Below are 23,408 nucleotides of genomic sequence, written 5' to 3' on the forward strand. Positions count from 1 at the left end.
TAAAATTTAAGTTTATAATTTGTTTTAAAATGAATTCAACCGTCATCCTGTTGCAACACTTTTCAATTGATTTAAACGCAAATTTTAGCCAAATAAATCGCATTAAAAAGGGCACGGCGACCAGATGGCAAAATCAGACACAGATGGCATTAATCGACATGAATGACACTTATAAGTCCATTAGAATTTATAAGTTTCTATATGCAATTACGTATAGATTGTAATTTAAAGAGCAAATTATATGCTTTAACATATAATTTGCTATATTTGTTCTAATTCGATGTAAATGCATATAATTATGATGACACTAGCAGACTTTGTAAAAGAAAAAAGAAATGAAGTAAACCTCACCCAGGAAGCATTTGCAGAACGTGCTGGAGTGGCGCTGACCGTTATTCGAAAAATAGAACAAGGAAAAGAAAATCTAAATCTCGAGAGGGTAAACCAAGTTTTAAGAATGTTCGGTCATACCCTCGGACCGGTTAACGCAAGAGAATTATCCCTGTCTGCCGAACAGGTAGGCAAAAATGAAAAGAAAGAATAATGAGACAAGCAGCAATATATTATAAAGACCTATTAGCGGGAATACTAACCGAAACAGATGACGGAGACTATATCTTTCAGTATGAAGAACAATATGTAAAGGAGCATTCTAAAGAGTTCCTCACTTTTACAATGCCGGTAACCGCAAAAATATATACCGCCAAACGATTGTTCCCCTTTTTTGAAGGGCTTATTCCTGAAGGCTGGCTACTGAATATCGCATCCAAAAACTGGAAAATAAATACAAATGATCGTATGGGACTGCTCTTGGCATGCTGCCAAAACTGCATCGGAGCCGTTAGTGTCCAACCAACACCAAATGAAAATGAATAAGAACTGTTTATACTGTTATCAGATATTAGAGGATACAATTGGAGGTGATTTTCATGAGCAGTGCTGCTTAAATTTTTTTGGTACAAAACAGCAACCTGCATTTGAACATACCCTACAACAAATGACCGCCTTAGCGCTAAATGTCGTGGAGCGAAGCGTGGCAGTACCTGGGGTACAACCCAAATTATCACTATCAATAGTAAATGACACGATTCAGGACGGGAATAAAGGACGTCTTACCGTGGTAGGCGCTTTGGGCGGTAATTATATTTTCAAACCGCCATCCGAACAATTTGCTGAAATGCCCGCAAATGAACATGTAACGATGCGCATTGCAGAAGCTTTTGGTATTAACACTGTAAAATCAAGCTTGATCCGCCTACAATCTGGTGAGCTTTCCTATATTACCAAACGCATTGATAGGACAGCTACTGGAGAAAAAATACACATGCTCGACATGTTCCAAATCACGGAAGCTTTTGACAAATACAAAAGCTCGATGGAAAAAATAGGCAAAGCAATCAATGAATTCTCAGACAACACCTTATTGGACAAACTATACTTTTTGGAACTGGGTATTTTCAGCTATCTGACCGGAAACAACGACATGCACCTGAAGAACTTCTCGATGATCAATACTGCTGATATTTGGACATTGGCTCCAGCCTATGATCTGCTGAACGTAGCCATAGTAAACCCGGAAGACACCGAAGAACTAGCTTTAACACTCGATGGAAAAAAGAAAAAACTAAAATGGGAGCATTTCCAAACACTAGGCACAAACCTCGGACTCAACGAAAAACAGCTAAAAGGAATAGTAAAACGATTCCAAAAAAACAAACCAATTGCCATGCAGTGGATCGATAATTCATTCCTATCTGAAGCATTCAAAGATAAATACAAACTACTATTAGAGGAAAGATACAGCAGTTTATTTCAGCCTAAGTAAACAAGCACTTTTTTGTTTAATTTTACTTAGAAGTTTGGATAATAGAATTTTAAAGTAAGCCAAAGCCCAACCAAAGCTATAGATAGAGTATGAAAGCAGCAACCACGAGATTGTGTATCTACCCTAAAGACATACAACGTATTACAGGAAAGAGTTATCGCCAAAGCATTAGACTGTTGCAAAACATCAGAAAGGAGATTAAGAAGCTCCCTACGGAGTTTGTGTCCGTGCAAGAGTTCTGCCAATACACTAGCCTGAAACAAGAGCAGGTAGAATTACATATTATAGGTTAAACTCCCGTTATTCTTTCACATATTTTACCATTAACGTAGTTGTAATAAGTCTTTTTTACTAATTTTGACTATAATAATGGTTGTTTTACACCAGATTAAACCAACAATAGCATCTCATTATACTAATTATGTCAGTATTCTGAAAAAAAATACTACTAAATTAAACATCCCAGAAAACATAATCAATACAATTGAAAACGATTTTTATTTTATAAAGAACTAATCGTTGATAAACGGAATCTATTTCTAAAAAATTGAATGCTCTAATCAGAACAAAACTTTAATACCTAGATCAATTTTTGTTACTGTACAAGCTTAATAATTGAACAGCTTAAAAATGGATATACTAATTTAGCATGGAGAAAGAGTTAAGAGAAAACCTTACTTTTAACATATAAAACAGTCAGAAAAATTTGTGACACTGCTTTTAAGACCAAAGCAGTTGAATTGAGTAATGAAAGATTAAACATTTCTGAATTAGCCAGAGAACTGGGCATCGGAGTTGCTATGCTATACAAATGGCGCAAAGATTATGAGAAATTTGGTTCAGGGAGTTTCCCTAGAAAAGGAATTTTAAAATAAACATCAGATCAAAAAATCATAAGCGATTTAGAAGCAAAACTCAAAGATGCAGAACTCGAACGCGATATATTAAAAAAAGCAATAGGCATTTTTTCCAAGAGCGGTCGATGATATATGATTTCACAAAAAACAATGAAAAGATATTTCCGATTGAAAAGATGTGTCAGGTTTTAGTGGTAAGTTCCAGTGGGTTTTACAGATGGAAAAACAAAATTATTTCAAATAGAATTCATAGAATGAACCATATAAAAGAAAAAATAACTTCAATTTATTTTGAATCCAAACAACGATATGGTAGCCCCAGAATAACCATCGAATTACAAAGTTTAGGTTATGCAATTTCAAGAATAACTGTAGCAAAATACATGAAACAAATGGCTTTAAGAAGTAAATTAAGTAAGAAATTTAAAGTAACAACTGATTCAAAACATAATTATTTGACAGTTGAAAATGTTTTAAACAGAGAATTTAAACCAACATTACCGTCAAAAGTTTGGGTATCAGACATTACTTATATCCATACAAAAGAAGGATTTTTATACCTAACAACAGTTATAGATTTATATGATAGAAAAATAATAGGTTGGAGTTTAAGTAGTACAATGAGTACTCAAGACACTATATTATCGGCTTGGCGAATGGCAATTCGAAACAGAACTGTGCACGCAGGATTAATATTTCATTCCGATAGAGGGGTTCAGTATGCTAATAATAAATTTGCACGTGTTCTGAATTCGTATAAAAAAATTACTCGAAGTATGTCCAGAATAGGCAATTGTTGGGACAATGCTGTAGCAGAAAGTTTCTTTAAATCATTAAAAACCGAATTGATTTATGGTAACAAGCTCATGACTTAAGAACAAATGAAATTAGAAATCTTTGAGTACATCGAAATTTGGTATAATAAAAAAAGAAGGCACTCAGCCTTAAATTATAAAAACATTGACGAATTTAACAATCAATTTAATTACAAAAATGTCGCTTAACTTAATCTCCATTATTTATTTTGCATATCGAGGTCGCTTTTGCAAAACCTATGGAGTTAAAGGCTACATCTGCGTCATTTTGAGTAAATTCATCCACGTAGCGAGCTGGAGAAGTTTCTTCTTCAAGTTGTACGTGCATGTCTATCCAACCAGGCATAGCCGTTTTGGTTTGCACGTTGATGACTTTATCTACCAGGATTTATAGGATTTATAAAACCGTCTTGAATGGCTTTAATACTTTTATTAGAAACTATTATGGTTTTATTAGTCAGGACTTTTCCGGTTTTGGTATCTATAATTTTACCACATTGAATATACGTATCTTGCGCCAATAAAATTGTGCTACTAAGGAGCAGCATAAGCATTAATCTGTTTTTTATAATGGTTTGATTTATTTTTAAAGGTATGAAAAATAGTATATTAACCAACATTTCTAATTTTATTTCCTCTTATCCCGCGCTAATTGTTTTCTAAAGGAAAATTAAAAGGACTTTGATCTCGATAACGGAAAAAAATAGTATCGAGCAAAATTTGTAATTTGATTATGAAGCAAAATCAGGGAAAACCATAAAAAACGGAAGGATTTATGGGCATTTTGAGACATTAGCACTTGATAAATTTTGTGCGTTGCAAAAATGACTAACGTAGTGGCAGTACTCTAATTACCACTCTATAAATGTCACCTACCAACTAAAAATAGTAAAAATTAAAAGCTTAGATGTTATGAAAAAAGTACTATTTATGATGATTTTATTATCTTCAATAAACTCCAAGATCATTTTTGATTTTGATAAAAATTCAGATATTAGAGACTGGATTGTTGTTGATGACGTTGTGATGGGAGGCAGATCAATCAGTACATTTAAGTTAAATGAAGATGGTTTTGGTGTTTTCGAAGGCAGCGTATCATTGGATAATAATGGAGGCTTTTCATCTGTTCGTTATAGGTTTCAAAAAGCAGAATTAAAGCAATTCACTAGTATAGTCGTTAAACTTCGGGGTGATGGCAAAGAATATCAATTGAGAATAAAATCCAATTATAGCGATTTTTACTCCTATATAATGCCCTTTTCAACTTCAGGTGAATGGCAAGAAATAAAAATACCCTTAAAAGACATGTACCCTTCTTGGCGTGGAAGAAGGCTCAAGCAATCTAATTTTTCGGAAGATTTTATCGAAGAAATTACTTTTTTAATTGGAAACAAGAAAAATGAAAATTTCAAACTACTGATCGATAAAATAGAGCTAGAATAAAACGTAGAAACTGAAATTTTGACGAGTTTGTAAAACAAGAAAGGACGCCGTTAAAACTTATTCTTATTCAAAATGTATTTTGTAATACCAACTAATACGAAGAGAAAGTCCATCGTACAGTATAACTATTTAGAATTTTAGGTGTCGGTGGAATGCTTTTCATACATAGTGATAATAAACGAAAAACGCAATTAGTAATACTAAAAACAATCCTTTACGTTGCTAAATACGGGCATTTAATTAGTTACTGCAGCAGTATTGTTAACGTACCACGTTAGCACGACCAACTTTATAGTATTGTAGTAAGTTTGTCGATTTCCATCGTGACTAATTATATAAATCCTTATGAAATTAGATACAAAAAACTATTTTTTGAGTATCTACAGCTAAAGAACCAAGGTATAAACTAGAACATTATCAAAAAAATAAAAGGGAGCATACGCTCCCTTGTTAATTTATTATTTTTCAACACAATCCACTTCGGAAAATTTATATTTTACTCGCTCAAAATCGATCGGCTCTCCTTTTACAAAGTGCGAAGCTCCCATCGTGATTTGTATTTGTCCATTCCCTAAAATCAGCTCATTCCCTCTCTTTAAGAAGGCCATTGGATTCTTAAATGTTTTTTCTTTATTAGCACCTTGGATAAAAGTATAGCTAGCAAATAAGGTATCACCTCTAAATTCTCCTATAATTTCACCTACCTTTTTCGGCATAGTAGCAATTGCCATGACCATATCACCTGTTATTTCTCCATCTTTGAACGTGTTAATTTTCAAATCAAGCGTGTCTTTTTCATAAACCGCTTTATAGCACTGTTCGCTTACTAGCTCTTTGGCTTCCTTAGCTTCAATGATTTTTTCACTTTGATTATTTTTACAACTTCCGAGTCCAATACAAGTCAATAGCAAACAAAAAAGGCTTAGATTTTTCATAATAGTTTTTATTAGTTAATAATTTTGGCAATAGCCAATGCTAATTTACAGATTAATAACGTGTATTGCTATAGATTTGATATAAAAATTTAGGGAAATTCCCTTAAAAAGAGGCATTCAGTGTGATTACACAAGAACTGCTAAGACACAAAATATTTTTCTTTTGTCGTGTTTAAAACATAAACTGTCAGGAAATAAGTTTTTAGACGTCTAATAAATTAGATATCTTTATAAAAAAAATCATGCGCTTCTATATCTATTTTATTAGCTTTCTTTTTTCAGTTGCTTTGTCTGCACAAAACAGCATTCCACAAGTTTTGAAAAAACTCAATCAAGAGACAGTACCTTATATAAAAGTGGATGAACTTAAATACAAAAAAAATCTAGTTTTTTTGGACGCTAGAGAACCTAAAGAATTTAACGTTAGTCATATCAAAAATGCCATTCCTGTGGGCTTTGACCATTTTAAGTCCAACACTGTTACTTCAACTGTTAAAGATAAAAGTGCAACTATTATTGTTTATTGTTCTATTGGTGTTCGCAGCGAAAAAATTGGTGAAAAACTTCTCAAAATGGGATATAAAAATGTCTACAATTTGTATGGTGGCATTTTTGAATATAAAAATTCTGGCAGAAAAGTAGTAAATAACCAAAATAAAGTGACCGACAGCATACACGCTTATAATAAGGCATGGAGTATTTATCTAACAAAAGGAATTAAGGTTTATGAAAACTGATGCACTTATAATTTTTACCCGTAATCCTGAATTAGGAAAAGTAAAAACTAGACTTGCGAAAACTATTGGCGACGAAAAAGCATTAGCTGTTTACACCGATTTGCTGTTGCATACCAAGAACGAAACACATTCTATCAACTGTGATAAATTTGTATTTTATGATGCTGCTATTGTTAAAGAGGATATTTGGTCAGAGGATTTTTATCATAAAAAAAGGCAAGCCAGCGGTGATCTAGGACAACGAATGCAGGATGCCTTTGATTCTCTTTTTGAAATGGGCTATCAGAACTGCATTATTATAGGTAGTGATTTATTTGACTTAAAAGCAACGCTTATTGAAAATGCCTATAAAAAACTTCTAGATCATGATGTAGTAATAGGGCCTGCTGAAGATGGCGGTTATTATTTATTAGGATTAAAGAAAAATAACACTCTTATTTTCCAAAATAAAGACTGGGGAACAAGTACTGTTTTTGAAGCGACAATTAGAGATTTAGAAACTCTAAAAGTTTGTCTTTTGGATTCTTTAAATGATATTGATACCTTTGATGACTTAGAGCGAAGCTCTTATGATTGGGCCAAGTTAAACCTTGCCTTGTAAAGAAGAATGATTGAAAAAAGTTAATTAAACGGTGCAACAATTAGCACCAACAAAACAATTGCATCCCACAAATGGAAAAATACATTGACATATTTCTAAATTCCTATAGCGGTTATTTAGAGTATCTGAAAAACGAAATTTTATACTGGAAGTGGGATAACTATTTTTATGGACTAATTGCCATTTCTTTGATCGTATGGTTACTTGAAATCGTTTTTCCTTGGAGAAAACAACAAGCCATTTTCCGAAAAGATTTCTGGCTGGATGTCTTTTATCTATTTTTTAATTTTTTCTTACTCAATTTGATTCTACTTATTGCTCTATCTAATGTAATGGAGCAGTTTATAAATGACATTCTGAACGTATTTGGACTACAACTGATGTCTATTCAGCTTTTTTCTATATCTGAGTTACCTAAACCCTTGGCATTATTGGTGTTTTTCATCATTAGCGATTTTATTCAATGGAATGTTCACCGTTTACTCCATTATGTTCCTTTCTTATGGAAAATACATAAAACCCACCACAGTGTGAAGGAAATGGGTTTTGCAGCGCATTTTAGATACAATTGGATGGAACCTTTAGTCTATAAATCAATATTATACATTCCGATTATTCTTATAGGTGGTATAAATCTTCAAGATGTATTTATCGTCCATTTCATTTCGATTGCCATAGGTCATTTGAACCACGCAAATGTAGGCTGGGACTACGGTTTTTTAAAATATATCTTTAACAACCCCAAAATGCACATTTGGCATCACAGTAAAAAAATGCCAAATAAATATGGCGCCAACTTTGGAATTTCACTAAGCATATGGGACTATATATTCAAAACTAACTACATCCCTTCAGACGGAAGAGACATCGAACTTGGTTTTGACGATGAAAATGAGTTTCCAAAGGATTTTATCAAGCAAGAAATCTATCCCTTTAAAAAATAATTACTATTTCTTGTCAGGAACGAGGTTGATAACTGTCAAAATTGTATAATTTAAAATTAGTACCGATGAAAAAATATTTTTTAACCCTACTTCTATTGCCACTGCTTTCCTGTGGAAAAAATAAAAATAATCCTGAAATTCCAACTGCCGCATACCAAACTACAGTTACAGCAGCTGCTCCGGATATCAATCATGCTAAATGGAATGTTTTATTGCAAAAAAATGTTACTAAAAATGGAACTGTAAATTACAAAGGATTTCAAAAAGACAGCAAAGAGCTAAAGTTGTACCTAAACGAATTATCGGCAAATGTTCCGTCAAAATCCTGGTCTAAAAATGCAATTCTTGCTTATTGGATCAATGCGTATAATGCGTATACGGTACAATTAATTTTAGAGAACTATCCAACCAAAAGCATCAAGGATATTAGTGATCCATGGGGTAAAAAATTCTTTTCTTTGGGAAACAAAAAATACAGTTTAGAAGAAATCGAACATGAAATCCTGCGGAAAATGGACGAACCCAGAATTCATTTCGCCATCAATTGTGCCTCTTTTTCTTGTCCTAATTTGCGAAATGAAGCTTATACTGAGGCAAAATTAGAGCAGCAGTTAACAGCTGTAGCAAAAAGTTTTATCAATGACAAAACTAAAAATACTATAACAGCAAATAAAATTGAAATCTCTAAAATATTTGATTGGTTTTCCGGTGACTTTAAGAAAAAAGGTTCTGTTATTACTTTTTTAAACCAATACAGCACAGTAAAAATCAGCAGTAAAGCAAAAATAAATTACAAAGACTACAATTGGAGTTTGAATGAATAAAATTTCGATCATTATCCCCATTTTTAATGAAGTCAATAGCATAAGCAAATTGCTGTTACATCTTGAAAACAAGGTATTCCAAAAAGAGGCAATCGAAATAATCGTTGTTGATGGCGGTAGTACAGATGGCTCTCAATATAGATTACATACAAATTTCAATATAAGATTAATTGAAGTAGGCAAAGGAAGATCAAAACAAATGAATGCAGGAGCTAAAGCAGCAACTGGTAACATTCTCTATTTTTTGCATTGTGATAGTTTTCCTCCACAACATTTTGACCAGATCATTACTACTACGGTACAAAAAGGGAATCTGGCAGGCTGTTTCCGACTAAAATTTGATTACGATCATCCCCTTTTAATGGTTTCACAGTGGTTCACTCGATTCAATCATATTTCCTGCCGCGGCGGAGACCAATCCTTATTTATAACTAAAAATTTGTTTGAGGAAATAAAAGGTTTTGATGAACACTTTATCATTTATGAAGATAACGAAATCATTTCGAGGCTTTACACCAAAAAACAATTTGTAGTAATTCCAGATTGTGTTGTTACTTCAGCCAGAAGATACCGCGAAAATGGCGTCTGGCGTTTGCAATTCCATTTTGGCATCATTCATCTTAAACGCCGATTAGGTCATTCTGCTGAAAGTATGCTTCAATATTATAAAAAGCATATCATATAAGTTTACCTTATAAAATATTACACAGCATAAAAACAACAACTACAATAATTAAGTAATTCATAATGAAAAAAATTGCCCTCACTTTATCCTTTGCCATCCTTATGCTTGTTGGATGTAAATCAAATGAAGAAAACATGAAATTTGCGGACAAAGTGGAGAAAGCGCACCATAAACAAGAATTTTTAGCTAAAGAGGCAGTGCAGTTTGATCTAAAATTAGCTTTTGGAGGTACAGAAAAAATGGATGCCAAATTCACGATTCTTACCAATTCCACAAAGGGAATGATTGAGTATAAAAATGGAGCTAAAATCATTTTTGATCAAGATAAAGTATTTTATTCGTCAACAATTCCAAATGAGGAGTCTGTTCGATTTGATGCGTTTACTTGGGGATATTTTTTCCTTTTTCCTTATAAATTAACGGATCCAGGCACAATCTGGAATACGTATGATAATAAAGAAAAAGAGCAACAAAAATATCTCACTGAAAAGCTAACTTTTAAATCGGGAACTGGCGACGCACCTGATGACTGGTATGTGGTTTATTCCGATAAAAAGACAAATTTACTTGAAAAAGCGGCTTATATTGTTACATTAAAGGCGGATAAAGAAGATGCCGAGAAAAATCCGCATGCGATTCAATATTTAAACTATAAAAAAGTGGATGGTATTCCTATCGCGACCAAATGGGTTTTCTGGGGATGGGAAGAGGGAAAAGGACTTACTGAGGAATTAGGACAAGCAACGCTGACCAATATCAAATTTATCAAAGCAAATGCAGCCGATTTTGAACCTGCTGCTGATTTTAAAACAAAATAAACTAAGTCTTCTTTCATTTTAAAGTACTAATTTTAAAGTCAGTAGTCGCCTCCTTTTATTAAACAGCTAACGAACAAATTCATTTTATATGGAACATATTGTCATTATTGGTAACGGTATTGCTGGAGTTACACTCGCACAGCACATTCGAAAAAAATTGGATTCGAAAATTACTATTGTCTCCTCCGAAAATGAGTTTTTCTTCTCTCGCACCGCCTTGATGTATGTATTTATGGGTCACATGAAATGGGAACATACACAACCTTATGAAAATGATTTTTGGAAAAAAAACAAAATTGATCTCGTCCAAGGAATAGTAACCACCGTAGTTCCTGATTCAAAAGAAATTATTTTTGAGAACAACAACAAACTAACTTACGATAAATTAGTACTGGCTACGGGGTCAAAACCCAATAAATACGGGTGGCCGGGACAAGATTTACAAGGCGTTACTGGTCTTTATCATAAACGGGATTTAGAAGCTTTAGAAAACTGGGCGCCTAACACAAAACGTGCGGTGATCGTGGGCGGCGGTTTAATTGGTATTGAATTAGCTGAAATGCTGCGGTCTCGCAATATCTCTGTTACTTTTTTGGTTCGGGAAAAAAGTTTTTGGGATGGCGTTTTGCCTTTCGGCGAAAGCCAAATGATCAACCGGCACATACTGGAACATCACATCGATTTAAGATTAGATACCAATATGGTCGAAATTCTTTCCGATGAAAAAGGACATGCTAGAGCCATCGTTACCGATAAAGGAGAAACTATCGAATGTGAAATTGTTGGGCTGACCGCTGGTGTTTCCCCTAATATTGATTTTTTAAAAGATTCTGGAATTGAACTAGGAAAAGGTGTGAAAGTAAACCGTTTCTTAGAAACAAATATAAAAGATATTTATGCGATTGGCGATTGTGCGGAACAACGTGAAGCCATTGATTTACGCCGACCCATCGAAGCCGTTTGGTATACGGGCCGCATGATGGGAGAGGCACTAGCACAGACATTAACAGGAACGCGCACCGCTTATAAACCAGGACATTGGTTCAATTCGGCCAAATTTTTAGACATCGAATACCAAACCTACGGATGGGTTTGGGCTGCCGCCAAAGAAAATGAAGAGCACTTTTATTGGGAACATCAATCGGGTAAAAAAGCAATCCGAATTTCATTTGACAAAAAAGACCGTACTTTTTTAGGAATTAATACTTTTGGAATCCGCCTGCGCCATGAGTTCTTTGATAAAGTCTTGACCAACAAAGAAACGGTGGATTATGTTATGAAAAATTTAGCGAAAGCTAATTTTGATCCCGAATTTTTCAAATCACACGAAAAAGAAATCCAAAAGCAATTTAGCAGCCACTTCGTTGGTGTAAATACAATATAACATGAGCAAATCAATTAAAAATATATCTATCGCCTCTCATGAGAACCAGGATATGGACGGAATCCAGAAATTAGGAGTTACGCTAGGATTGCTTGGACTTTTCATCATGACATTGGCTTTATTTAATGTTTCATTCCCTAATAAAGGTTTATGGCTTGCTGGATCAATCCTTGCTATTTTTACGGGAATAATAGTGTATGCGAATAGAACCTATCTTAACCAACCTGAAGGAATAAAAAACAACGGAATTTGGCATAAAGACTTAACAAATAGAGGTAGTTGGGCTTGGATGACGGGTATTATACTGACCTCTTTTTATATTGTTTTATACTGGTATCCGCAATACTTAGGGCTCAATCAAGAAGGTGGGAAAAGCACTGGAATCGTTGGTTTTTTTGACCCTTTAAGTTATATTTTAAATGGAAAGCCAGCCAGCCAATGGTTTGTATATGGCACATTATATACCATTGCTATTTTGGGTTTGGGCTATAAATTTATCTTGAAATACCGGCATAACAAGTACCAATTAATACGTACAATATCAGTGATGTTTTTTCAGTTAGGATTTGCTTTTTTGATTCCTGAAATATTAGAAAAACTGAATCCAGAGAAAGCCTATTTCACCAAGGATTTGAAAAACATGTGGCCATTGAATTACTATTTCTTTAATGATTGGCATTTAAAAGGGATGCTCGAAGGAGGTAATCTGGGTTTGTTTATGTTATTTTTTGGAATAGCGATGATTTTTATTATCTCTCCTATTCTAACCTATTTCTATGGAAAACGCTGGTATTGCTCTTGGGTTTGTGGTTGCGGTGGTCTGGCGGAGACTGCTGGAGATAGCTTTAGACATTTATCCAATAAGACTGATACGGTATGGAAAATAGAACGCTGGATGATCCATTCGGTATTGGTTTTTTCATTTGTAATGACCATTGCCGTTATCTTTACTTTTTTATCTAATAATACCGAGATGAGCTTTATTACAAAAGACCATTTTATTTGGGGAATTGTTGCTTTCTTACTTGTTTTTACTGGAGCATTATACCTTTTTAAACGAAAAGATTTAGATAAAGATGCTGTTTTTACCATGCTCTCCTTAGTGGCTATTATTATCATTTCATTGTTGATTAATTATTTTTCAGGGAATCAAAACATTCTTTTTATTGACAGCAATTCGTTAAGGGAATGGTATGGTTTTGCTATTGGAGCTGCTTTTAGTGGCATTGTAGGTGTGGGCTTTTATCCAATTCTAGGCAATCGCGTTTGGTGTCGATTTGGTTGTCCTATGGCAGCAATCTTAGGATTACAGCAACGATTATTTTCAAAATTCAGAATAACTACTAATGGTGGTCAATGTATATCTTGCGGGAACTGTTCTACTTATTGTGAAATGGGGATTGACGTGCGCAGTTATGCTCAAAAAGGAGAAAACATTGTTCGTTCTTCTTGCGTAGGTTGTGGCATTTGTGCAGCCGTATGTCCTAGAGGTGTATTAAAATTGGAAAACGATACGCCTGCTGGCAGAATCAATTCGAATGAAATTTTGTTAGGAAATGATGTTGATTTAATGGATTTAATAAACCAAAAATAACGAATTCCTTTTTACATTAATCCTTATTTTCGCAGAGGAAATCAGTCTTTTTTAAAGCGACTTAAAAAAAAATATGAAAAATATTAAAGTAATTATTCCTGCTTACAATGAGGAAAAAGCCATAGGGTATGTAATCCAAGATATTCCATCTAGTGTTTCAGAAGTTATTGTTATCAGTAATAATTCGACAGATAATACGATTAAAGTCGCCAAAAATGCAGGTGCTACAGTACTCTCTGAAAACAGAAAAGGATATGGTTATGCTTGCCTTAAAGGAATGGAATACATTGCGCAACTAGAAACGAAGCCAGATATTATTGTTTTTTTGGATGGAGACTATTCCGACTATCCTCAAGAATTGACTCAAATTATTGCTCCTATAATAATGGACGATATTGATTTTGTTATTGGTGCAAGAGTAGCCCGTTTCAGAGACAAACATTCGATGACACCACAGCAGGTTTTTGGAAATTGGCTGGCAACAACTTTAATGAAAAGATTTTTTAATGCTACATTTACAGACTTAGGTCCCTTTAGAGCGATTAAGTATGAAAAATTAGTCGCTTTAAACATGGAAGATAAAACCTATGGATGGACCGTAGAAATGCAACTTAAGGTTCTCAAACAAAAAATGTCCTACATAGAAATTCCGGTTCGCTATAAAAATAGAATAGGTATTTCAAAAGTATCAGGAACAGTGAAAGGAACTATTATGGCGGGAATAAAAATAATAGGATGGATTTTCAAATACACCTTTAAACAATAGCATGTTACTACTTTCATTTATAATTGTAATTCTATATAGCATATCGATTTTGCTTTTATTTTTCTATAGTTTGGCTCACTTTAACTTACTACTGAATTATTTAAGAAGTAAAAAGCGTGCGGATCAGTCGGTACAATTTGACCTTTCAAATCCAAATGAAATTCCCTTGGTTACGATACAACTTCCTATATATAATGAAAAATATGTGGTGGAACGCCTGTTAACCACTATTGCAAAAATGGATTATCCAAAAGACAGATTAGAAATTCAAGTTCTGGATGATAGCACAGATGATAGTGTACTAAAAACAGAACTCTTGATTCACAAAATCGCACAGTCAGGACTGGACATAAAGCACATGAGACGCAGTAATAGAACGGGCTTTAAAGCAGGCGCTTTAAAGGAAGGTTTGCGTAGCGCCAAAGGAGAATTTATTGCTATTTTTGACGCTGATTTTGTTCCTCAAAAAGACTGGCTCTACAAAACAATTCCCTATTTTAAAGATCCTAAAATTGGTGTAGTCCAAACTCGGTGGGGACACCTGAACCGCGATTATTCGATATTGACAAAAATTCAGGCTTTTGCACTAGATGCCCACTTTACGCTAGAACAAGTAGGACGCAATTCAAAATTGCATTTTATTAATTTTAATGGAACTGCCGGAGTGTGGAGAAAGCAATGCATCCTTGACGCAGGGAACTGGGAAAGTGACACACTTACCGAGGACTTGGATCTAAGTTACCGTGCACAGATAAAAGACTGGAAATTCAAATATCTGGAAAATGTGGTTACTCCTGCTGAACTGCCAGCCATCATTAGTGCTGCACGTTCTCAGCAATTCAGATGGAATAAAGGTGGAGCTGAAAATTTTAGCAAAAATGCAATTCGTGTACTACAATCAAAATCCATCGGATTCAAGACAAAAGCGCATGGCATGTTGCATTTATTAAATAGCAGCATGTTCTTAGCAATTTTTACCATGGCAATCTTAAGTGTGCCCATGTTGTATATAAGAAATGAGTTTGCACAGTTTGAAAAAGTTTTTGACTTGCTACTCTTTTTCATCATTACCTCTATCCTCTTTTTCATCAGTTATTGGGCCACCTACAAAAGTATTCATGGCGGAGGCTTCAAAAATTTCATAAAATACATCCCTTTGTTTATTACCTTTTACACCATTGCAATGGGATTTTCTTTTCACAACACTATAGCAGTGGTAGAAGGTTTGTGGGGTAAGAAAAGTGAATTTATACGCACTCCAAAGCTGAATATCGAAGGACTTAAAGAAAAATGGAAACAGAATAGCTACATTTCAGATACTATTTCAAAGAACATAATTGTTGAAGGACTTTTAATCCTTTATTTTATTTTTGCGATTTATAGTGCTTTTCGGTTAAATGACTATAGCTTAATTACGTTGCATTTAATGCTTTTCATTGGTTTTAGTTTTGTATTTATAAAATCAATACAGGTAAATAAATGAGTTGGAGTGCTTCAAATAACACGAAGTCTTATGGATTTCTTGCATTAAGCACTTTTATTTATGCGTATATCGCTTACGGTCTAAATCGATCTGAGTTCCTCTATTTATTGGTTTCTTATAGCTTATTATTTGTTTCTTTTTATCAACTTATCAAACTTCAAAAAGATAATTTTCCGTTTCTAATTGGAGCGGCACTGCTTTTTCGATTGGTTTTTCTACTGGCATTACCTAATTTATCTCAAGATTATTACCGTTTTATATGGGATGGAAACCTCATCCTTGAAAATATGAATCCCTTTTTGCAGTTGCCAAAAGACCTAATCAACCAAAGCTACTTTACTATTGCAAATGTAAACGATTTATATAACGGAATGGGTAGTTTAAGCGCCGGACATTATTCTAATTATCCCCCTGTGAACCAATTTTTATTTGCTGTAGCGGCCTTTTTCAGTAATCAAACAATAATAGGAGCAGCAATAGGAATGCGATTACTAATTATCGCAGCCGATTTTGGAACTTTATATTTCGGTAGTAAATTACTAGTCCGTTTAGGAATGGAGAAACACCGCATTTTCTGGTATATTCTTAATCCCTTAGTGCTGATTGAACTTACTGGAAATTTACATTTTGAAGGAGTCATGCTCTTCTTTTTTGTTTGCACAATTTATCTCTTGGAACAAAACAAATGGCAATTAGCCGCCTTGATTTTGGCATTATCTATTTCGGTCAAATTACTGCCATTGCTGTTATTACCGCTTTTTTTTAGAAAATTAGGATGGAAAAAGGCAATTTCGTTTTATACTATTGTTATGGGTATTAATATGTTGCTTTTTCTACCCTTTCTTTCCACAGAATTAATCCAAAATTATAGCGAAACAATAGGACTGTGGTTTACTAATTTTGAATTCAACGCCAGTATTTATTACATCATTCGTCAGATTGGTTTCTGGATCACAGGATATAATATTATTCACATTACCGGAAAAATAATCCCTATTTTTATTATCGCTTTTATTGCTTTACAAAGTTTAAAAGAAAAAAACAAAAACAGTCTTCATTTATTCAACAGTATGCTATTGGCATTGACCGTTTATTTTTTAACCGCTACTACAGTGCATCCTTGGTATGTCATAAATCTAATTTTGATTGCTGTTTTTACCTCCTATAAATATCCTTTTTTATGGAGTTACACTATTATTTTAAGCTACAGTGCCTATTCAAAAGCAGAGTTTTCGGAAAATTACTGGCTACTTGCAGTCGAATATAGTACGGTAATGCTTTTGCTTTTTTACGAAAAAAGGAAGATTTTAAGGTCTGAAAAAAGAGTATATTTGGATTTTTTAAATAATAAAGGTAAAATTAATGGACCAAATTAAAGAAAATCCAAAATCAATTCTAGAACAATGGGTCAATCAATTTAGTGATGAACTCTATTCTTGGGCGTTTTTCAAAACATCTTCCAAGGAAGTTGCTGAGGATTTAGTACAAGATACTTTTTTGGCTGCATTTCATAAAATAGATACTTTTCAAGGCAAAAGCCAACCTAAAACTTGGTTGTTCTCCATACTCAACAATAAAGTAATTGATTATTATCGATTAAGTGCTCGAACCACTAAGAAAAACTTCAGTTTGACCGAAAATAGTGGTTATGAACTTTCGGATGGGCTTTTTAATACGCACGGATGCTGGAAAACGAATGATATCAATGCCGCTTGGGATCAAGACCAAGAATTACTAGACAATCCTGAATTCAATTCGATCATGGAAAATTGTATGGATGACCTACCTCAGAAATGGAAATTAGCCGTAACATCCAAATATTTAAGCGATAAAAAAACAGAAACTATTTGTCAGGAATTAGAAATTACTGCGTCTAATTACTGGCAAATTGTGCATCGATCCAAACTGTTGCTAAAAAAATGTCTGGAATTGAAATGGGTTTAACCAAACTTTAATATTCGAAGAATATGAATAAAGTAATGAGAACATTGTTGAGACCCTGTAAAAAGACAACAGAGTTAATCGACAAACAAATGTTCACTCCTTTAACGTTGAAAGAAAAGTTGCAATTACAAGCGCATAAAGCCATTTGCGGAACTTGTAATACGTACGAAAAACAATCCAAATTGCTTGATGCCCTCATAGGCAAATGGTTTGCAATTGATTCCAATAAAAAAATGTCTACGTTAGACGAAGACAAGAAAAATAAAATCATTGAAGCCATTAAGAAAATTTAATGTGCTTTAATTAGTTAAGAATTCCTCCGTACACGTTCTAACTCTTTTAAAAAAAGAAAATAGGATCTTTAAGATGATATTAGAACGAAAAAGATACGAACTCTTTGGTAAAAAAATATTTGAAAAGCTACTCATTCAAGCGCCTTTTAAGATTCCAAATCCAATGCCAGATGAAGCCTGTTTTCTCTACATGTTGCAAGGACAAATCAATTATGACACTCCAAATTTAAACGTTATTATTCCACAAAATGATGCTCTTTTATTAAAATGTGGTTCATATTTCGGTCAAATAAAAAGTACGGCTAGAGCTCAAAAGCACGAAATTGTTGTGATTCATTTTCATCCTGAAATATTAAAAAAAATATACGATACCGACTTACCTAAAGTTTTTCAACGGCCTACTATTCTAGACTCAAATATTGACTTGAGTACAATTAACAATGATTTTCTAATAGAGAAATACATAGAGAGTTTGTTGTTTTATTTTGACAATCCAAGCCTTACTAATGAAGATTTATTGATTATTAAACTAAAAGAAATCATTCTACTATTATGCCAAACAAAAAATGCGCCTCTTATTCAACAAATATTATCGCAGCTATTTTCTCCTAGCAGTTATAGTTTCAAGCAAATTATTGAAAGCAACCTTTACTACCATTTCACCACAGAAGAATTAGCAGAAATGACTCATTTGAGCTTATCCTCCTTTAAAAGAGAATTCAAAAAAAATTATAATGACACTCCTGCCCGTTACATTCGCACTAAAAGATTAGAAAAAGCGGCCGAGCTTTTGCGCATTTCTGAGGAACGTATTACGGATATTGCTTTTGATTGTGGCTTTACTGATTTGGCTAACTTTTCTAAGCTTTTCCATAAAAAATCAGTAGTTCTCCCTCGAACTACCGTTTGGACCAAATAAGCAATTAGTTGAACTTCCTGTCCAGGTTTTATTTTAGCATTCATCAGACCTTTGTATCGTTAATAAAAAACGATTCTATTAATTAAAAAACAAATACAATGGCACATTTAAAACTAGAGAATAATTACATTTCTCCAATAACACAAGAGATTTTCGACAAAACAAAAAAAGCCTTTGGTTTTGTTCCCAACATGTATAAAACAATGGGAGCAAATCCCGCTTTGTTAGATGCTTATATCTACTCTTATAACAGCTTTAGAGCCAATGCTGGATTCAATGCAACAGAGCAAGAGGTAGTATTCCTGACGGCAGCCTATGAAAACAATTGCGAATATTGTGTTGCTGCTCATAGCACGTTGGCAGATATGGCTAAGGTTCCAACAGAAATTACAGATGCTATTCGAAACGGTGCAGAAATTGCAGATCCTAAATTAAAGCAATTGTCAAAATTAACGCGTTCCCTTTCTTTAAATAGAGGAATTGTTCCGCAAGAAGAAGTAGATGCTTTCTTAGCTTTAGGTTACACGGAGCAACATGTTCTGGGAATTTTAGCCGGTATTGCTGTCAAATTAATCAGCAATTATTCAAACCATAGTACCAATCCGGAATTAGAAGCTCCTTTTACAGCAAGAGCTTGGAAAAAATAAGTTGCACTTTATCTATATTTTAAAAACCAATAAGCCTCTAATACAGGTATTGGTTTTTTTTTATCTACTATCGTCAGGAATTAGCAAATTGCATGTCTGTACAGGTAGTAGAAACAAACCTACATAGATATGAATTTGATTACTGTTTTATTTTCTAAAAAAAAACCAATGGTATTAGGGTTTTCAATTAGTTTACTAGGCGCCTTACCACTTGGTTATACCAACGTAATTAGTTTGCAAATTTTATTGGAACAAGGGAATTGGGCGTCACTGTCCTTTATTTTAGGAATTATATTTGTTCAATATTTTGTTTTGAAAATGGTTTATAAAATAGCGCGCTGGCTCGTCAACCAAAAGAAATTACTGTTATTTATCGACCTGTTTACCATACTCTTTCTTTTATTCATTGGCTTATATTTCATGATTAGTAGTACTAATGAACAAAATGTCAGTCTTTCGAATCTAATACTGATTCAATATCCTTTTCTATTGGCTGTATTTCTAAATCTGCTGAATTTTATCCAATGGCCCTATTGGTCTGGAATTTATATCTATCTATTCAGAACAGCCAAATTAGACGATCAAATAAAAACTACTAATAAATTCATACTTGGCGCTTTATTAGGAACTAGTTTAGGAATGTTTCTCTTTGCCCATGTTGGACAATTTTTAATTGTAGCAAATCAAATAAAAGTAAGTTCTTACATTAATCCCGTTTTTATGATTTTATTCTTGTTTTTAGCCACAGTTCAAACGGTAAAATTTATTTTTAAAAATTCGTTGCATCAAAAGGAAATTAACCGATTCTAAAACCTGCAAAAATATTAATTTTTACATCGAAGGTAGTATCCTCTTTTTAATAAGTAACTTTACGATTATGAAGAAAACCTTTTTTATACTCGCCGTATTTTTACTGATCATCGCGAGCGGATTTTCTTTCTATCATTCCTCTGCGGTTGAAGCAACCTCTTTTAAAACGAAATTAGAATACAAAGGAATGAACTTAGTTGCACCCATCAAAGAGTTAAAAAACACCACTTTTGACGAATTGAAAGCACATCATATCAATTCGATCTCTTTAATTCCGTATGCTTTTGTTGACGTCGAAAATGCTTCTGTTCATTATAATAATAAAAGACAATGGTGGGGCGAAAGAACGGAAGGCATTAGAGCTAGTAATCAACTGGCGCATGAGTATAAAATGACGGTTATGCTAAAACCACATCTTTGGGTAAATCATAATTTTTATACGGGAAATTTAGATTTTTCAACGGATGCCGAATGGAAAAAATGGGAAGCCAATTATGAAAAGTACATTCTTGATTTTGCTCAATTAGCCCAGCAAGAAAACATCGAACTATTTTGTTTTGGTACCGAACTAGGAAATTCAGTGGCCAAAAGACCAGAATACTGGTTGCAACTAATCCATAAAATTAAAAAACTCTACACTGGAAAATTAACCTATGCCGCAAACTGGGATGATTTTGATAAAGTTCCTTTCTGGGATGAGTTGGATTACATTGGGATTGATGCCTATTTCCCTTTGTCTGATGCCACAACACCCGCAGTTGCTGATCTTAATGAAGCTTGGCAGCAGCACATCCTAAAAATGGAAAAGCTGCACACTAAAACCAGCAAGAAAATACTCTTTACAGAATTTGGTTATCGCAATTCCGACCAAGCAGCCAAAGAACCTTGGAAAGAAAATCAAAGTGGCATTAATAATTTGGCGCAAGCCAATGCCTATAAATCTTTATTTCAAACATTAACCCAAAAGAAGTGGTTTGCGGGTGGATTTGCCTGGAAATGGTATGCTGATGCGTATCATAAAGAACCAAAAAATAGTATTGATTACACACCACAGGAAAAACCTGCCCTTGAAACCATTAAAAAATGGTACCAATAATTTAAAATAATAAAATGACTCCACACAAAAATAAACCAGTCCTCGTATTCGATGTAAACGAAACTTTACTCGACATGACTCCTTTAAAAAAATCAGTTAATGCGCTCCTTGATAATGAGCAAGGATTTAGAATCTGGTTTGGTATGTTATTGCACTACTCCATTGTATCTAATAGTATTGATGCGTATCATGATTTTGGGACAATTGCTGGAGCAACCTTATCTATGGCGGCCACATCCCTGCATATAAAAGTTAGTGATGATGAAATTAAAGCGGCACTTTCGAAAATTCAAACATTGCAAACCCACCCCGATGTGGAGAAAGGTCTGAAACTCTTAAAAGATCACGGTTTTAGATTAGTTACCTTGACGAATTCTCCACCGCATGCACTAAAGCAACAGTTAATCAATTCAAATTTGACCGATTACTTCGAACAAACTTTAAGTATTGATCCTCTTAAAATGTACAAACCGGAAGCAGCAACCTATCTATGGGCAGCAAAAAAACTAGCCGTACAACCCAAAGAAATGCTAATGATTGCGGCTCATGGTTGGGACATTGCAGGTGCTTCACATGCGGGTTTAAAGACCTGTTTTATTGCTCGTGAAGGGCAATCCTTATATACTTTATCCAACAAACCTGATTTTGAAGCGAAAGATATTTTAGCAATGGCAGAACAATTGATTACTGTTTATCACAAATAGTATGCATCGTAAAACTTAAAAGGGCGTTCGTTTCAAATGAAACAAACGCCCTTTTTTTGAACAAATAATTAACCACAATTTATTTTGACTCTTGAAATAGCATCGCTCCAGAATTCATACAATAACGCAATCCTGTCGGTTTAGGTCCATCATCAAAAAGATGTCCTAAATGACCATCACAACGCGCGCAAACTATTTCGCCACGAACCATTCCCAAACTTTTGTCAACTACTTCTTTAACTCTATTATTATTTATTGGAGCATAAAAACTAGGCCATCCCGTTCCTGAATTAAATTTTGTTTTGGACGAAAACAAGGGTAATTTACAAGCAGCACAAAAATAATTTCCTTTTTTATGATTGTCATTAAACTCATTTTGAAAAGGTCGTTCTGTTCCTTGTTTACGAAGGATATAATATTGATTATCTGTAAGTACCTTTTTCCATTGGGCATCCGTTTTTACCACTTTTTTCAACGACGTATCAGTCAAAGATAGTACGGGCTGTTGTTGTTTTGTGGTTGTAGTCTCAGTAATTGCTTTATCTGTTTTAGTGGACTGAATACACGCCATAAAGCTAAAAGCTATAGCTGGTAGTATTAAAAGTTGTTGGTATCGCTTCATAATTATCAAGATTTAGGTTTTAACTTTCCTTTGTATGTTTTTTTAAACTTGTTGTATCTTGGTATTGAAACGCCTTTCACATAAGGCTGATTTGGATTATTTTTTACATAATCTTGGTGATAGGATTCTGCTTCATAAAAATCAGAGACCGGCTTTACCTCTGTTACAATAGGGTTAGCAAATACCTTATTTACCGTAAGCTCCTTAATCTTATCTTCTATTATTTTTTTCTCTGCAGCATTTTTATAAAAAGCAATAGAACGATAGGAAGAACCCTTGTCTGGTCCTTGTTGATTAGGAGTTGTAGGGTCTTGTGATGCAAAAAACACCGTTACTAATTCTTTATATGAAACCACTTTTGGATCATAAAAAACAGCCACTGACTCTGCATGTCCAGTTCTGTTTGAACCTACGTATTCATAACTAGGATTTTTAACATTCCCGCCTGTATATCCTGACACAGCTTCATCTACTCCTACGACTGCTTCAAAAACGTGTTCCGTGCACCAGAAACAACCAGAGGCAAAGACAGCTACCGCCTTTCCTTTTTTAGGTACTAAAGACAATTTTTCTGTTTGTCCGCTACAACTTATAATTGTAAACAACACAAGGGCAAAACTTAGTAATTTCATTTTCATCTTTTATTATTTTTGTTTTTGTTT

Annotated in this window: 30 protein-coding genes; 25 read left to right on the top strand and 5 right to left on the bottom strand. The window is 33.9% G+C overall.

All coding sequences use genetic code 11. The features are described 5' to 3' along the window. The first annotated feature begins 298 nt into the window (after window positions 1-298). The 6 genes from BUA03_RS12855 to BUA03_RS17185 all read left to right on the top strand — a co-directional run bounded on the left by BUA03_RS12855 (window position 299) and on the right by BUA03_RS17185 (window position 3,686). Window positions 299-544 carry a helix-turn-helix domain-containing protein gene (locus BUA03_RS12855; RefSeq protein ID WP_066082870.1) on the top strand — a complete coding sequence of 82 codons (246 nt, stop codon included), beginning with the start codon at window positions 299-301 and terminating at the stop codon, window positions 542-544. Further along, complete coding sequence (locus BUA03_RS12860; RefSeq protein ID WP_066082756.1) at window positions 544-876, top strand: HipA N-terminal domain-containing protein; 333 nt, start codon at window positions 544-546, stop codon at window positions 874-876. Before BUA03_RS12855 ends, BUA03_RS12860 begins: the two co-directional genes overlap by 1 nt. After that, window positions 869-1,825 (top strand): HipA domain-containing protein, encoded by a 957-nt coding sequence (locus tag BUA03_RS12865; RefSeq protein ID WP_066082869.1) that lies wholly within the window; start codon window positions 869-871, stop codon window positions 1,823-1,825. Before BUA03_RS12860 ends, BUA03_RS12865 begins: the two co-directional genes overlap by 8 nt. 740 nt (window positions 1,826-2,565) lie before the next feature. Then, on the top strand, window positions 2,566-2,700 hold the full coding sequence (locus BUA03_RS16990) for a transposase (protein ID WP_245792653.1): 135 nt from the start codon (window positions 2,566-2,568) through the stop codon (window positions 2,698-2,700). A gap of 68 nt (window positions 2,701-2,768) precedes the next feature. Further along, window positions 2,769-3,557, top strand: a complete 789-nt coding sequence (locus BUA03_RS12880; protein WP_245792659.1) for an IS3 family transposase — start codon at window positions 2,769-2,771, stop codon at window positions 3,555-3,557. 6 nt (window positions 3,558-3,563) lie between these two features. Beyond that, on the top strand, window positions 3,564-3,686 hold the full coding sequence (locus BUA03_RS17185; protein WP_346210542.1) for a hypothetical protein: 123 nt from the start codon (window positions 3,564-3,566) through the stop codon (window positions 3,684-3,686). A gap of 1 nt (window position 3,687) precedes the next feature. Here the strand turns inward: BUA03_RS17185 and BUA03_RS16725 are convergent, their stop codons facing one another. Beyond that, window positions 3,688-3,843, bottom strand: a complete 156-nt coding sequence (locus tag BUA03_RS16725) for a hypothetical protein (RefSeq protein ID WP_157492213.1) — start codon at window positions 3,841-3,843, stop codon at window positions 3,688-3,690. A 28-nt stretch (window positions 3,844-3,871) separates the two neighbouring features. Further along, entirely contained in the window at window positions 3,872-4,045 is a 174-nt protein-coding gene (locus tag BUA03_RS16730; protein ID WP_157492212.1) for a hypothetical protein, read from the bottom strand. Between the two features lie 364 nt (window positions 4,046-4,409). Here BUA03_RS16730 and BUA03_RS12890 point away from each other — a divergent pair, with 364 nt between their 5' ends. Then, window positions 4,410-4,940, top strand: a complete 531-nt coding sequence (locus BUA03_RS12890; RefSeq protein WP_066082752.1) for a CIA30 family protein — start codon at window positions 4,410-4,412, stop codon at window positions 4,938-4,940. A gap of 458 nt (window positions 4,941-5,398) precedes the next feature. Here the strand turns inward: BUA03_RS12890 and BUA03_RS12895 are convergent, their stop codons facing one another. Beyond that, complete coding sequence (locus BUA03_RS12895) at window positions 5,399-5,875, bottom strand: hypothetical protein (RefSeq protein ID WP_066082750.1); 477 nt, start codon at window positions 5,873-5,875, stop codon at window positions 5,399-5,401. Between the two features lie 317 nt (window positions 5,876-6,192). Between BUA03_RS12895 and BUA03_RS12900 the strand changes: the two genes are divergently transcribed. The 18 genes from BUA03_RS12900 (at window position 6,193) to BUA03_RS12985 (ending at window position 22,124) form a co-directional block, all read left to right on the top strand. Further along, window positions 6,193-6,612: a rhodanese-like domain-containing protein gene (locus BUA03_RS12900; protein ID WP_317041106.1), complete on the top strand. Its 420-nt coding sequence runs from the start codon at window positions 6,193-6,195 to the stop codon at window positions 6,610-6,612. Next, a complete protein-coding gene (locus BUA03_RS12905; RefSeq protein WP_066082745.1) occupies window positions 6,602-7,213 on the top strand; it encodes a TIGR04282 family arsenosugar biosynthesis glycosyltransferase in 612 nt (203 codons plus the stop codon). The genes BUA03_RS12900 and BUA03_RS12905 overlap by 11 nt, the downstream gene beginning before the upstream one ends. A gap of 71 nt (window positions 7,214-7,284) precedes the next feature. Next, a complete protein-coding gene (locus BUA03_RS12910; RefSeq protein WP_066082743.1) occupies window positions 7,285-8,157 on the top strand; it encodes a sterol desaturase family protein in 873 nt (290 codons plus the stop codon). A 65-nt stretch (window positions 8,158-8,222) separates the two neighbouring features. Beyond that, entirely contained in the window at window positions 8,223-8,981 is a 759-nt protein-coding gene (locus BUA03_RS12915) for a DUF547 domain-containing protein (RefSeq protein ID WP_066082741.1), read from the top strand. After that, window positions 8,974-9,666 carry a TIGR04283 family arsenosugar biosynthesis glycosyltransferase gene (locus BUA03_RS12920; RefSeq protein WP_066082739.1) on the top strand — a complete coding sequence of 231 codons (693 nt, stop codon included), beginning with the start codon at window positions 8,974-8,976 and terminating at the stop codon, window positions 9,664-9,666. The genes BUA03_RS12915 and BUA03_RS12920 overlap by 8 nt, the downstream gene beginning before the upstream one ends. A gap of 62 nt (window positions 9,667-9,728) precedes the next feature. Further along, window positions 9,729-10,484 (top strand): hypothetical protein, encoded by a 756-nt coding sequence (locus tag BUA03_RS12925; RefSeq protein WP_066082737.1) that lies wholly within the window; start codon window positions 9,729-9,731, stop codon window positions 10,482-10,484. Window positions 10,485-10,572: 88 nt separating this feature from the next. Next, window positions 10,573-11,868 carry an NAD(P)/FAD-dependent oxidoreductase gene (locus BUA03_RS12930; protein WP_066082734.1) on the top strand — a complete coding sequence of 432 codons (1,296 nt, stop codon included), beginning with the start codon at window positions 10,573-10,575 and terminating at the stop codon, window positions 11,866-11,868. 1 nt (window position 11,869) lies between these two features. Further along, window positions 11,870-13,462: a 4Fe-4S binding protein gene (locus tag BUA03_RS12935; RefSeq protein WP_066082732.1), complete on the top strand. Its 1,593-nt coding sequence runs from the start codon at window positions 11,870-11,872 to the stop codon at window positions 13,460-13,462. Between the two features lie 73 nt (window positions 13,463-13,535). Next, the gene (locus tag BUA03_RS12940; RefSeq protein ID WP_066082730.1) at window positions 13,536-14,228 is read left to right on the top strand and encodes a glycosyltransferase family 2 protein; all 693 of its coding nucleotides are present in this window, start codon (window positions 13,536-13,538) and stop codon (window positions 14,226-14,228) included. A 1-nt stretch (window position 14,229) separates the two neighbouring features. Further along, window positions 14,230-15,711, top strand: a complete 1,482-nt coding sequence (locus BUA03_RS12945) for a cellulose synthase family protein (protein ID WP_066082728.1) — start codon at window positions 14,230-14,232, stop codon at window positions 15,709-15,711. Further along, the gene (locus BUA03_RS12950) at window positions 15,708-17,087 is read left to right on the top strand and encodes an MptA/MptB family glycosyltransferase (RefSeq protein ID WP_066082726.1); all 1,380 of its coding nucleotides are present in this window, start codon (window positions 15,708-15,710) and stop codon (window positions 17,085-17,087) included. Before BUA03_RS12945 ends, BUA03_RS12950 begins: the two co-directional genes overlap by 4 nt. Next, the gene (locus BUA03_RS12955) at window positions 17,074-17,655 is read left to right on the top strand and encodes a sigma-70 family RNA polymerase sigma factor (protein WP_066082724.1); all 582 of its coding nucleotides are present in this window, start codon (window positions 17,074-17,076) and stop codon (window positions 17,653-17,655) included. Before BUA03_RS12950 ends, BUA03_RS12955 begins: the two co-directional genes overlap by 14 nt. Before the next feature lie 23 nt (window positions 17,656-17,678). Then, a complete protein-coding gene (locus tag BUA03_RS12960; RefSeq protein WP_066082722.1) occupies window positions 17,679-17,948 on the top strand; it encodes a hypothetical protein in 270 nt (89 codons plus the stop codon). Between the two features lie 73 nt (window positions 17,949-18,021). Then, window positions 18,022-18,867 (top strand): helix-turn-helix domain-containing protein, encoded by an 846-nt coding sequence (locus BUA03_RS12965; RefSeq protein ID WP_072675746.1) that lies wholly within the window; start codon window positions 18,022-18,024, stop codon window positions 18,865-18,867. Window positions 18,868-18,965: 98 nt separating this feature from the next. Beyond that, complete coding sequence (locus tag BUA03_RS12970; protein ID WP_066082720.1) at window positions 18,966-19,514, top strand: carboxymuconolactone decarboxylase family protein; 549 nt, start codon at window positions 18,966-18,968, stop codon at window positions 19,512-19,514. A 129-nt stretch (window positions 19,515-19,643) separates the two neighbouring features. Beyond that, window positions 19,644-20,324: a hypothetical protein gene (locus BUA03_RS12975; protein ID WP_066082719.1), complete on the top strand. Its 681-nt coding sequence runs from the start codon at window positions 19,644-19,646 to the stop codon at window positions 20,322-20,324. Window positions 20,325-20,391: 67 nt separating this feature from the next. After that, the gene (locus tag BUA03_RS12980) at window positions 20,392-21,420 is read left to right on the top strand and encodes a glycoside hydrolase family 113 (RefSeq protein WP_066082717.1); all 1,029 of its coding nucleotides are present in this window, start codon (window positions 20,392-20,394) and stop codon (window positions 21,418-21,420) included. Window positions 21,421-21,434: 14 nt separating this feature from the next. Beyond that, on the top strand, window positions 21,435-22,124 hold the full coding sequence (locus BUA03_RS12985) for a haloacid dehalogenase type II (RefSeq protein ID WP_066082714.1): 690 nt from the start codon (window positions 21,435-21,437) through the stop codon (window positions 22,122-22,124). Window positions 22,125-22,203: 79 nt separating this feature from the next. Here the strand turns inward: BUA03_RS12985 and msrB are convergent, their stop codons facing one another. Then, on the bottom strand, window positions 22,204-22,746 hold the full coding sequence (gene msrB / locus BUA03_RS12990; RefSeq protein WP_066082712.1) for a peptide-methionine (R)-S-oxide reductase MsrB: 543 nt from the start codon (window positions 22,744-22,746) through the stop codon (window positions 22,204-22,206). 5 nt (window positions 22,747-22,751) lie between these two features. Beyond that, entirely contained in the window at window positions 22,752-23,384 is a 633-nt protein-coding gene (gene msrA, locus BUA03_RS12995; RefSeq protein WP_175542106.1) for a peptide-methionine (S)-S-oxide reductase MsrA, read from the bottom strand. Between the last annotated feature and the right edge of the window lie 24 nt (window positions 23,385-23,408).

The sequence above is a fragment of the Flavobacterium fryxellicola genome (assembly GCF_900143245.1).
Lineage (GTDB): Bacteria > Bacteroidota > Bacteroidia > Flavobacteriales > Flavobacteriaceae > Flavobacterium > Flavobacterium fryxellicola.